Here is a 12698-nt window from a genome sequence, read left to right as displayed (position 1 = left end):
TTTGAAAAAAAGGAGGGTGTCCCAAAGATCTTAGATCGATCTTAGATCTGACGGGACCCCCTCCTTTTTCTGTTAAGAGATGCTATTCCTCCGGATCAGGGATGACAAAAGATACGCTTGTCCCCTCACGGACCTCGCTTTGAATGGAAAGACCGCTCCCATACGTCTGAATCAACCTGCGATTCGTGTTGTACAGGCCGATTCCTCTTTTGTCCTTGCTCGGAGCATCCAGCAACTCCTGTACTTTTTCTCTATTCATTCCCATGCCGTTATCCTTGACCTGAATTAGCGTGGACTGCTCCTGACGGATTATATGGATTTCGACGGTGCCGCCTTTAGCTATTGGGATGATACCGTGCTGTACCGCATTCTCGACCAGAGGCTGAATCGTTAAGGGAGGAAGCAGGAGGTTTGCGTCCTGATCCTGGTTCCATATGACATGGAGCCGGTTACCATGTCGCTCCTTCTCAACATACAAGTAAGCGCGTACGAGTTCGAGTTCTTCCGATAGTGAGACAAATTTGCCGGAGTTTTGATATTGAAAACTGATTTGCAGGTATGAACTAAAAGCCTCATTAAGTTTTCGCATTCTTTCCACATCAATTTCACTCAAAGCGTGGATGGAATTCAAGGTGTTAAACAAAAAATGCGGATGGATTTGCGCTTGCAGATAAGCGGCCTCCATACGAAGACGCTCGTTTACGGACTGCTTTAACGTAATTAATGACTGGATACGGTATTTAAGCTCCATTGGGTCCACCGGTTTCGTGACATAATCGTTGGCACCTGCCCGAAATCCCGCATACATGTCGGAGGGCTCGCTGCGCGCCGTCAGCAGAAGCACAGGGAGTTCGGAAGGGGAATAACGCTCTCTTATCAACCGTGTCAGCTCGTAGCCTGAAATCTGCGGCATCATCACGTCTGCGATTACCAAATCCCATGGTTTCGTTCCGAGCAATTCCAGCGCTTCTCCGGCCGAAGTTGCTAATTGCAGGTGGTAAGGTTCAGTCATCAGTATGCTGGCAAGCACTCTTAAATTTACAAGATTATCGTCAACGGCCAGGATATTCATCTGATCTTCCATGGACGGCGCTTCTACGGTTAGGAGCGGCTGGCCGTTGAGGTCGTTCCGGCTTGCTGCCATTTCTTCATAGGCTCCGAGCCGCTCGGTCAATATGCTCGGAGAAATCTCTATACCCGTCGAATCAGCCAAAGGAAGGGTGAAGGTAAACGTTGAACCCTTTCCGACTTCGGAGTGAACCGTCATGCTGCCGCCATGAAGCTCTACCAGCTCTCTGCTGATGCTAAGGCCCAAACCGATGCCGTTGGTGTCGCCGTATCCGGGATCGCCTTGTTCGTATGGTAGAAATACACGCTGCTGTGTTTCCTGATCCATTCCTGTTCCCGTGTCCGTTACCTCGATGATCATTTGCCCGTTCCTGGCGATGGCCGATACGGCAATGATTCCTTCCTCGGTATGTTTGATGGCATTATGCAGTACATTCATGAGGATTTGCACAAGCCTCTTTTCATCGGCCATAACGAGAGGGAGGGCTTCGGATATGTCTAAATTCATTTTCAACTCTACGGCTTTTCCTTCGACCAAATACTTCAAGATATCGATAACGCCATTTACGACAGAGGGCAGGGACAGCGGCTCGGCATGCAGTATGATTCGCTTTTCCCTCAGCCTTACGGCGTCCAGGAGATCATTCAGCAAATGCGACATCTGACGTCCAACCATAATAAGGAGATTCATATCCTCTGCACTTCGACTGTCCATATGATGCTGCTCCCTGTCCGTCACACTCTGGGCGATATTCATGATCCCATGCAGCGGCGTTCTCAGCTCATGTGACGTCTGGGCTAGAAACCGGTCTTTCATTTTGTCCGCTTTCTGCAATTGGCGGTTGAGCTTGCTGATTTTATCGGCATTGCGGAAATAACGCTTAAACCAATAGGCCGAGAAACCGATGATGGCCGCGATGACATCAACGGGGTAGTATACGGTTGGAAGCTCCTGATATTTGTTGAGCGCTCCCCAGATCACGCTGGAGAAAATGCCGCTGGCTGCCAGGAGCAGAAAGATCGCGTCATCCCGGCTTGCAGCCACCATTCTCCCGAACATATAGATAGAGATGACAACCGGCAATATATAATAAATGCTAAAAACTTTATATTCCACCGTCCAGAAAACAAGGGAAGCAGGTGCGATTGCAATAAATCCGGAATATAGAAGCAGGGAAATGCCATAACCGATAAACCATCGGCTGCGAGTCTTTATGGTGAAACTTCTGGTCATTTTCAATATGAAAAAAGATAGCCAAGAATAAGACAAAATGGAGATTTTAAGATCCCAAGTGTAATTGATGGACAGCCATTTCAGCAGTAAATCATCATCTGACACTACAATCGTCACGGATGCGGTGAGAAGCAGCAGGAAAAAATCAAGCAGCGTCCATTCCTTCGGATTGAATAAGAACAGGATGCAGGAATACAGACCGTGAAGGATGAGCACGACGAATGTAATGAGTTGAAGATCGATGGAAAGTCCGCGTTCATCGTGGATGGCTTCGCTGGATCCCAGCTTGATGGAATTTACAATTCCGCCTTTGAGCGGATGCTCATTGTTGGCCACCCGTATAATCAAATCGATTTCTTGCGTGTGGTTAGCGGGAGCGTAATCGACAACGAAGGGACTTCGAGCCGGTGAATAGGTGTCTTTTCCGTCCTCTCCGGTTTTGCCCATCTCCCCTACCTTAAGCCCGTTTATCTCGACGCTCGCCGAAGCCTGAATTTGTTGGATCCAGAAGGAAAGGGGAGCGGTTAAGGGTTGATCGACCAGAATACGAAGTCGATAGGTTCCAGTACCATAGGCGGATTCGGATTCCTTTGTTTGGCTCCCCTGCCAATCTCCCGGAACCTGCACATAGCGATGCTGCGGATGGGTTAGCTCCAGCTCCTGTTTTGTGGCGAGTTTGTCAGGATAGAATGCCCATTCCCCGTCCAATGTTATGGATTTGGAATGAATGAGGTCCCAGCTGCGTAAGTCGAGCACCCCTTGGGAGGCTTTCGGGTGGTGGGGAGGAACGAAGGCCTCGATCCAATACCAGCGAATGCTGAGGAGCACGGACAGAAAAACAGTAATTGCCAATATATACTGAACAATCTTTTTACTTCCAATGTGATATGTATTTTTTGCAGATCGAGTCGGCACGGTTCACGTTCCTTCTAGGTTTTGTATGGGGTGTTGTGAAATTCGAGATTCTTCTTCTTAATATACGAGAAAATGTGACGGTCGTATAGTTATTCCCCTGCAAAAAGCATTTGTTCAGTTCTTTGGAGGCAGTTCCAAGTACGAACAAGGTTTCCGTTCATTTTTAATGATATGGCGTATAAAAAACCGCCTTTTTACCTGTCATCAATCAGGAAAAAGGCGGTTATTGTGAATATTGTTAGGTTTGGGTCATCTTTATAATGGTTACATTCCTACGTCATGTCCGGACGGGCTGCTCTTTGTGTCCTGCTCCTTGGGGGTGAACGGCCACCAGTTAGCCCGGCCAAAGATACGGACCATTACCGGTACGAAGAATGGCAGGAACAGGAGTGCATAGAGCACAAGTCCAACCAGGACAACCGTTGCGATCTGCATCATGGACAGTACGCCGGATGGATACATCGCCGCAAAGGTACCGCCAAGAATGACCACCGCGGACAGGATCACGGTTCCCATGTTGCGCATGGCATGCAGAATGGCATCCTGAACATTCCAGGACTTGTTCTCGTTGAAGCGCGCCATGAGGAAAATGCTGTAATCCACCCCAAGCGCGATCAGCATGACAAAGCTGAAGAACGGCGTAGCCCAGGTAATGCCGGAATACCCGAAGCCGTGAACGAAGATCATCTCGGTTACGCCGACAGCCGTAAAGTATGTGATGACCAGTGAGACAATCAGATAGATCGGCATCACGATGGAGCGCAGCAGCACGACCAGGATAATGAAGATTCCGCTCAGCATAAGAATGACGGTACGCGCGTAGTCTTCATTCGATATGTTTTGCAAATCGTTATTCGTGCTGGTAATGCCGCTGATGGCAGCTTCGGCGTTCTCCAATTTCGTGTCTTTTACTGCACGGTCTACCGCAGCTTGAATTTGTTCAACGCTGCCCAGAGCTTCTTCGCTGTACGGATTGGTTGCCAGAACCACATCCAGCGTCATCACTTTGCGGTCCTTGCTGAGATAGGTATCGAATACCGTCTGGAATTCTTTATTCTCCAGGGCTTCCTGTGGAATGAAGAACCCGCTGAGCTCTTCATCCTGAACGTCCTGGATCTGCTGCAGATAATCCTGAGCGGAATGCAGTCCGTCCGAAATTTGCTTCAATCCGTCCGCGCTGGAGTTCAGTCCTGCCGTCAGCTCTCCGATCTGGCCGGTTAGATCGCCAAAGCCGTCGGCAAGCTGCTTCTGCCCGCCCTGCAGCTGGTCCAGACCGCCCGTAATGGAAGGAATTCGGTTCACGATCTGTCCTTGCCCGTTAGCTGCCTGCGAAAGGCCGGATTGCAGCTCGGCGATACCGGTCACGAGCTGCTGAAGACCGTCGGCAAGCGCCGTTTGCCCGGCGGCTGCCTTAGCGTAGCCGGCGTTTGCTTCCGATAAGCCGGCAGACGCACCTTTAAGCTGCTCGGAGATTTGTCCTAACCCTGCTGCCAGTTCGGCTGTGCCTGCAGCTGTTTGCGTAACGGTACCCTTAATGGTTTGGTAGTCGGTATCTTGAATGAGTTCCGGGTAATTGCTCTCCAATCCCGTGAAGGAGCCTTCAAGTCCACTCAGTGCGGTCGCCACGCCGCCCAGTTGCTCTTTAAGTTCGGCAACGCCGCCGTCAAGAGCTGCTAATCCGGTATCAAGCTGTTTATAACCTTGAAGAAGCTGGGCATGGGCTGCAGCTAACTCTTTCGCGCTTTTCGCAGCTTGGGCAAGCCCGGTTTTGAGTTCGCCTGCGCCTGCGCTTCCGCTTTGGATTCCTTTTTGAATGGCGCTGAGGCCTTGGCCAAGCTCCGTAATGCCGTCCTTGAGGTCGGCGGTTCCCTTGGTCAGCTCTTTGGCTCCCGCTGCGGCTTCATTCAGCTTCGGCGTATTCTCGCTAAGCTGCTTGCCTGCTTCGGATAGTCCATTCTGGATTTGGGTCAGTCCGTCTTTGGACTCTCCCAATCCTTCATTTAACGTTTTCACTTGCGTTGGAATGAGGAAATCGTTGATCTGCTCACCGGTTGGACGGGAGAGCCCGCGTACGCTGGATACGCCATCAACCTTTTCCACTTCCCGGCTGATTTTTTCCGCGAGTCCCATGTATTCTGCCGTATCCATCCGGTCATCGTTCTTGATCACGATGGTGGAAGGCAGCGATTGTCCGGGACCGAAGCTGTCCGAAATAATGTTAAAGCCCTTGACTGAAGCGTAACTTGGCCCGATTTCCTCCAGGCTGTTAAATGACAGTTTGCCGCTGTATGTAGCCAAGAAAGGGGCCACGATCACAGCGACGACAAGCAATGCCGCCCAAGGGCGCTTAAGAGAGAAGGATCCTGCCGCTCCCCAAAGCTTATTCTCGCTATGCTCCAGCTTGCCGCGTGACGGCCAGAAGAGCTTCTTGCCCAGCACCGCCATGAAGAATGGAACGACTGTAACCAATGCTAGAAGCATAACGGCGATGCCAATTGCAACCGCAACCGCGGATTTGTACAGAATAAATTTGGATAACCCGATGGCTGCAAAGCCGACAAATACGGCAAGCCCGGAATAAAGCACGGTGCCGCCGGCTTTTCGGTAAGTCTCGATGATGGCCGATTTGGTATCCTCGGACGTGGTAAGTTCTTCCTTAAACCGACTGATCAACAGGATGCAGTAGTCGGTCCCGATCCCGAACATAACGGCCACCATAAAGATCTGGGTGAAGGACGATATCGGGAAGTTGAACTGGTCCACGAGAAAAGAAACGACTGACTGTGACACGATATAACTGAGACCTACGGTCAACAGCGGTACGAATGGTGCTACGAAGGAACGGAATACAACGAATAGAATGAGGAGAATAAAGACAACCGTAATATATTCCGTTTTCTTCAGGCCTTCCTCCGAGCTGACGATGGTGTCTTCATTGATGAGACCCTCGCTTGTCAGGTAATGATCGGCTTGAACGCCTTCCAGCACCTGATCAACCTTCTGGGGCAGAGCTTTCACGGCTTCCTGGCCACCGCTGACCTGAAGCGCGACCATGATGGTCTTGCCGTCTTTGGCAATCAGCGTGTCTTCCAGCTCCGTTTGCGTGAACGGTTCATTGATGGAATCGATATGGAGGCTTTCTTTATTGTTGTTTAAAGCTTGAACGCCCTCCCGGATACTCTCCTTATCCGATTCGCTTAATCCATCAGGTTTATTGAAGACCAGTGCAACCTGGTGCAGGGTTTCCCCGCCCTCGCCGCCGGAGGCTTCCTTCAGAATTTCAGCGGCGCGCGAAGAGGTATAACCGTCCGGTACGGATAATTGCCCTTTCTCCCGCACCAGGTCCGACATGGATGGCGCGAACCAAAACAGCACAACTGCGGCAGCCAGCCACAGCACGATAATGGCCCATCTTGCTTTCAGTATGGCTTTCAATTCTTTCTCCCCCCTGATTCAAGCATCAATTGCCCCAGCTTCTCGAACATCGAGATAAACATTTCGATATCTTTTTCTTCAAAATGCTCCAGGTAAGGGGAAACGATTTCCCTCATCTGTTCCTGGGCAGATTCAAAAATCGTACGTCCGTATTCCGTTAAAGTCAGATAAACTAGTCTGCGATCTGCTTTGTCCCGGGTTCTGTCGATAAAACCGGCATCCACGAGGCGATTGACGATAGCCGTAACCGAGCTTTTGCCAACCGCGAGAGCTTCTGCGAGATAGGATGAAGTACAGTGATCCGTGCCGTTGATCAAGCGCACCACTTGAAACTGGTCACTTGTCAGATCCTCGCCGAGCTGCTCTCGAATCTGGGCATTGATCCGCCGGGATACCAGCAGATAGACATCGACATACCGGTCGATCCACTGCTTTGCCTTGTCGTTCAATGGTAGTTCTCCTCTCAAATAGTTCACGTGTGAAATAGTTTTATTACTGAACTATATGGCAGAAGGAAAGAAAAGTCAAATGTCACAAAGCGCGTATGTATGGAGGTAATATTTATGAAACTACAAATTGAAAAATAGGTAGAGGAAACGAAGCCTTTTAAGGAATCAGACTCAGCCAATGAATTTTTTGAGGAATCTGTGCGTTGCTACAAAATTGGAGCATATAAACGGAGAGATTGAGGCATACAGTTTAGCTGACAAGCAAGACACTTCGTTCGTACTGGATACATTTCAGGTCTATCAAGAAGCTGTAAACGGAAAAGGCATTACCATGAGTATGTCCCGCAAGGGTAACAAAACTAAACAACCAGTCGCCGGTTCATTTCCGGCAACTGGTTGTTTAAACTTGAAGGGTGTTTTGATCCCTGTCTCACAAACGGCGATCAGTTTCTCTTTTCCCAGAAAACTTTTTTGTTACAAGTAAAACCCCATAACCACCCTTATAGGATGATGATCACCATCCGCCTTCACCATGTTGAGGGCTTGCAGCAGTATAAGGCTTCTTTATTATCAAACTTGCTTCATTCGCTGAACTTATACCGCTTGGTAATACAAAAATCACTAGACTAGCAATTAAAGATAGCAACACCATTGTTTTCTTCATCTTGATCGTAAACCTCCTTCATAATTGCAGCGTATTTTTGGAGATCTGAATGATCTATTTTAGATCGAATTTTCTCGATCGTGCTGCAGCACCTCACGATATTCGCGGCATTATTGATTTTATATGAAACTGCCAAACTATCCAATATATATCGAACGCCATTATGGATATTATTTCTGCTTAAATAATATAAACCTACATCGGTCAAAAAATTTGCAAAACGATCATCAAAGAAATGAGCCGTATAGCTACCAACGGTTTCACTTCGTTCCAGTTGATCTGATATAAAATCCTTAAAGCGCTCGAGATAATTATCGATATCATACCTATAGAAATTTGCGGCTTGAACGATCTTAAATAGCGCCATCAACACCTCATTTTTACGAACAGAAACATAATCTACGTACTCTTCCAATACATCAGTATTCCCGGACATTAACCGGTAGAGATACTTGTTTCCTATTGCCCACTCCTGGAATTGTTTTTTGGTTTGCTCCGATACCTCATCTGTTTCTATAACCCAGCTAAGATCTTCATAACAGGAAACGTAATATAGGGCTTGATCATAATCAGCGTTTTCAGCAGCGATTGCGCCCAACATTAAGTTGGAATATAAAATATAACCAAACAGTGGTTTTGCCGGCACTACAGATTTTTTTCCCTGTTTATTTCGATTTATTTTTCGATCGTAAAGATTTTTAGAGATGCGACCCATCAATTGTGCATAGTATTTTGCTTTAGTCCATTTTCGTAAGGATAAAAAAATATTCGAGAGATCCTTTAATGCGTCTAATTGCTCAGATTCACCAAGACGTGATACATACGATTCAAGTTGTAAAGCACACTCCAAATTGTGCTCTTGATTCTTATTTAGAGAGCAAGTAAATATTCTGTATTGGCATAAGGCTAACCTCTCTGCATGCTGATATCTTTCACTTTCAGCCACTTTTTTGTATATAATCACTGCGGCATCTTTATAACCTGCTATATATAAATTTTCCGCACATTCAAAAAGCACAGCTGCATAGCTGAGACTATCCATCATCAAACTAACTACTTGATCAATAATTTGTAATTTCTTGAGTTCAGCACACCGTTTGATGAAAGGTCCAAGCCGTCTCCAATCGAGAGAAGATAACATACAAGTTTCATTAGCGTATAAAGAATATAAAGATCCTTCCTCAAGATTCATCGCCTTGGTTACTAAATCAAGACTAGATACGGAAATAGATTGTTGCCCATTTATGATTCTGCTAAGAGTCCCCGAGTTGATCCCCGATTTATCTGCAAAGAATGAGATCGTAACATTCTCTTGCCTTAAATATCGTAACAATTCTGAACTAATTGTTCTGTCTGTAGGTTCCAATGAGACCCCCCCAGATCCAAATCCAGTATTTTCTAAATGATTTATTTATACTAAGTAATTTAATGTATAAATATACCAGTGGTCAATATTTTTTGAATATTTATCTATAAAATCAGAAAACGATGCCCTATATGTCCATGTCGTGGCGGAAGGGGGCAATCCGTTTTCCTAGCGTCAGACCGGTCCATACCAGCAGCAGGGTGATCGGCAGGGCGATGATGGTTCCGAGGGCGAATGAAGCTATATTTATGATGTCTGCGTGAAAGAGGCGATAGAGCGCATAAATCCCGTAAGGAATTTCAAGGATGGCGGCTGTAATGACACCCGGGGTGTATGCCCACAGAGCGATCGAGACTCCCACATGTTTCACGCCATCCAGCAGGAACACCGTGACAAAGCCCGCGAACAGCGCGTTGAATGGGCTGCCGATCTCGAAGTTAAGAGCCGTAAGGGCCGTTACGCTGGTGAGAATGAAGCCGATCAGCAGGACGGCAAATGTAAATTGCAGGGTGATATTTTTATCCCACGGAGTGGAGACAGGCGAGATTTTGGATAGCACAGGGTTATTCTTGTACTTCCTGAGCCACCATTCCATCGTGGCAATCTCTTCTCCATCGTGAATGAAAAATACAACCGGCAGCAGCCACAACATCATGACGAAGCTCCAATCTGACATGAATGACAGCATGATCCTCATTTCTCCCTTCAATATGATATATTGAGTGACACTTCAAAATTGAGTAAACACTCAAATTTAGCGGATAAAAGAAGCTGATGCAGTGTAGGGTGCTTCTGTTCTGCTATCAGCTTTTCTTTTCTATCCTTACTGGGATGGACATCGTCGACTTAGGATTCTTCATTAAAACCACGCATCAGCAGCCGGACGAGCTCGCGAATATAGGATTCGTCTCCGAGTGGGAGCGCTTCCTGTTCGAAACGGGAATGGAGCATGCAATAGACCAGAATGGAGGAGGTCATCATCATCATCGCAACCTGAACCGTATGTTCTGATGGATGCTTTGGTCTCGCCGCCTGTTTGAGTATGCTGCTGCCTGCTGTCCCAAAACCTTCGATCAGCCGCGACACCTCACTCGATACCTCGGCATCCCTTATGAGTTCTGGTGACCAAATGAGCATTAGATAATCCATGTTCGTCCTGAGGAACCCAAGATACGCCAACCCGTATTGAAACAGGGCCTCCTCGGCAGGAAGCTTCGACAGTTCACCGGCTTCCTCTTGAAGCTGCGTAACAAAGGAAAAATTGTTCACAAGGTAGAGCAGCAGCTTCCGCTTATCTCCGAAGTGGTAGAAGATCAGCCCTTCGGCAACGCCGCTTTCGGCGGCAATCTCTTTGGTTGTCGTCGCATGAAATCCCTGCTGCGAGAACAGCTTCAGAGCGGCGTTCAATATCCGTTCCTTTTTGGCATTTCGATTGTTTGTTGAAGGCATAGGCAGATGGCTTCCTTTTTTGATTGAATGACGAACCTCATATACTGAGTGTTTACTCAAGAGTATAGTCATTTCCAGGTATTGTCAAGCCTCGAAATATCAAGACATGGAATGTTCTAAATTTTCAATGTTATTGATAATTATGAAGGGAGGATTGTTTAGAGCATGCTGCATATGTGATGGAGAAGAGGAGAATCACATAAATTGCTTGTCTGTTTTTCGGCATGCAGTTTATGTGTTTTTTTGTTCTCTTTTTTTACCGATCCTTGCGTCTTTTCGAATGGCAGAGAGAAATTTTCGAAGAAAGGGGAATGTCGGTTGTCTAGTAATGAAAGCGTTTTACACGGCAAGAAACCTAAAAGTGCAGCGATAAGAAAAAGGCTCTGGGGTGAGCATGCTTTAGCCTATGGATTTCTGGCACCCTCCATCATCTTGTTTATGATGTTCTTGTTCTACCCGATGCTGAAATCGGTTTATCTCAGCATGACGATAACGGATCCGCGGGGTCAGGTTGTTGAATTTGTATGGTTGGAGAATTTTATTCGGCTTTTATCATCAGGATCATTCTATAAGAATCTTGGCGTAACGCTGATGTTTATTTCGTTTACCGTGCCCACCTCCTTGATATGGTCGCTGTTTCTTGCCGCCATTACCCACAACAAGCTGCGAGGGATGAAGGTGTTTCAGTTTGTTTTCTCATTGCCGATTGTCATTTCCGTCGGGACCGGTTCGATTATATGGTTTTTGTTGTTTCATCCTACGGCGGGCATGCTGAACTATTTTCTAAGCTTCGTTCATCTCGGGCCGATCCCTTGGTTAACCGATCCTTCCTGGGCTCTGATCTCGATCTCGATCATGACGATCTGGATGAACATGGGGTTTCTGTTTATTGTGCTGTCCAGCGGTTTGCAGGGAGTTCCGGAAGAAATATACGAGAGCGCCAAAATGGACGGTTCCGGGCCGATCCGGACCTTTATCCAAATCGTACTGCCACTGCTGTCACCTACGATTTTCTTTGCTTTGATTGTATCGGTTATCGGTGCATTTCAAGCATTCGGGCAAATCCACATTCTGACCAAGGGAGGTCCGATCAACTCCACCAATGTCATGGTTTACTCCATTTATCAGGATGCCTTCGTCAATTTCCGGTTTGGCATCGGCAGTGCACAGGCTCTGATCCTGTTTGCGATTATTCTGCTCCTTACGCTGCTGCAGTTTAAAGTTCTGGAAAAGAAGGTGCATTACCAATGACCTTGCGCGGATTCACGTCCTTGTTTACCTATCTGCTGCTCATCCTCCTGTCTTTGATTGTGTTATATCCGCTCATCTTTACGGTGTTCTCAGCCTTTATGACCGAGAAGGAGGTAGCTAATTTCCCACCACCGCTGTTCCCGTCGAGCTTCTATCTGGGCAATTTTACGGAGGCCATCTCCGGCTTCCCGATTATTCGCTTTATTCTGAACAGCATTATTGTCTCGTCGGCCATCATGATCAGTCAGGTCATTACATCAAGTCTCGCCGCATACGCGTTTGCATTTCTGAATTTTAAGGGCAAGGCACTGCTGTTCGGACTCTTCTTGTCAACGATGATGATTCCTTGGGAAGTCACGATTATTCCGAATTATCTGACCATTAAGGATTGGGGCTGGATGGACAGCTACCAGGGATTGATCGTGCCGTTTATGGCAGGGGCCTTTGGCGTGTTTCTGCTGCGCCAGTTTTTTCTGCAGCTTCCGCGTGAACTGTTTGATGCGGCCAAAATCGACGGGTGCGGTCATATCCGGAGTTTTCTGTCCATGGTGCTGCCGTTGTCCCGGTCTTCCATTGCTACCTTGGCGGTGTATACCTTCCTCACGCACTGGAATCACTTCTTGTGGCCGCTTTTGATCACGAACCAGGCCTCGATGCGAACCGTACAGATCGGGGTGGCAATGCTGCAGCATGCTGAGGTGATGTCATGGAACCTGATTCTGGCCGGCGTGACCATCGTGCTGATCCCTTCCTTTGTGCTGCTGGCTTTTGGCGTCAAACAATTGGTGCGCGGAATTACCGCTGGTGCGTTGAAAGGTTAGTGCGGTGGTTGGCCTGTCATATGCAGGTTTATCATAGGAAGCATTT

General features: G+C 47.5%; 8 protein-coding genes. 2 read left to right on the top strand and 6 right to left on the bottom strand.

Annotated features, from left to right (window positions below; genetic code table 11):
- Nucleotides 1–82: 82 nt before the first annotated feature.
- The 6 genes from CRG97_RS24025 to CRG97_RS23995 form a co-directional block, all read right to left on the bottom strand.
- The gene (locus CRG97_RS24025) at nt 83–3154 is read right to left on the bottom strand and encodes a hybrid sensor histidine kinase/response regulator (RefSeq protein ID WP_237566565.1); all 3072 of its coding nucleotides are present in this window, start codon (nt 3152–3154) and stop codon (nt 83–85) included.
- A 327-nt stretch (nt 3155–3481) separates the two neighbouring features.
- Complete coding sequence (locus CRG97_RS24020) at nt 3482–6652, bottom strand: MMPL family transporter (RefSeq protein ID WP_098748228.1); 3171 nt, start codon at nt 6650–6652, stop codon at nt 3482–3484.
- Entirely contained in the window at nt 6649–7101 is a 453-nt protein-coding gene (locus tag CRG97_RS24015; protein ID WP_098748227.1) for a MarR family winged helix-turn-helix transcriptional regulator, read from the bottom strand. Before CRG97_RS24015 ends, CRG97_RS24020 begins: the two co-directional genes overlap by 4 nt.
- A 626-nt stretch (nt 7102–7727) precedes the next feature.
- Nucleotides 7728–9131, bottom strand: coding sequence for a helix-turn-helix domain-containing protein (locus CRG97_RS24005; RefSeq protein WP_098748225.1), 1404 nt, complete (start codon nt 9129–9131; stop codon nt 7728–7730).
- Nucleotides 9132–9258: 127 nt separating this feature from the next.
- Nucleotides 9259–9819, bottom strand: coding sequence for an HXXEE domain-containing protein (locus CRG97_RS24000; protein ID WP_098748224.1), 561 nt, complete (start codon nt 9817–9819; stop codon nt 9259–9261).
- Nucleotides 9820–9977: 158 nt separating this feature from the next.
- Nucleotides 9978–10580 (bottom strand): TetR/AcrR family transcriptional regulator, encoded by a 603-nt coding sequence (locus CRG97_RS23995; protein WP_098748223.1) that lies wholly within the window; start codon nt 10578–10580, stop codon nt 9978–9980.
- A 318-nt stretch (nt 10581–10898) separates the two neighbouring features.
- Between CRG97_RS23995 and CRG97_RS23990 the strand changes: the two genes are divergently transcribed.
- Together CRG97_RS23990 and CRG97_RS23985 are read left to right on the top strand one after the other, a co-directional pair.
- The gene (locus CRG97_RS23990) at nt 10899–11831 is read left to right on the top strand and encodes a carbohydrate ABC transporter permease (RefSeq protein ID WP_202618993.1); all 933 of its coding nucleotides are present in this window, start codon (nt 10899–10901) and stop codon (nt 11829–11831) included.
- The gene (locus CRG97_RS23985) at nt 11828–12652 is read left to right on the top strand and encodes a carbohydrate ABC transporter permease (protein ID WP_098748221.1); all 825 of its coding nucleotides are present in this window, start codon (nt 11828–11830) and stop codon (nt 12650–12652) included. The genes CRG97_RS23990 and CRG97_RS23985 overlap by 4 nt, the downstream gene beginning before the upstream one ends.
- Nucleotides 12653–12698: the final 46 nt, after the last annotated feature.

Source organism: Paenibacillus sp. EZ-K15, assembly GCF_002573715.1.
GTDB lineage: Bacteria > Bacillota > Bacilli > Paenibacillales > Paenibacillaceae > Paenibacillus_AQ.
The sequence above is the reverse complement of the archived record's forward strand: the minus strand, read 5'-3'. Positions and strand labels throughout refer to the sequence as shown.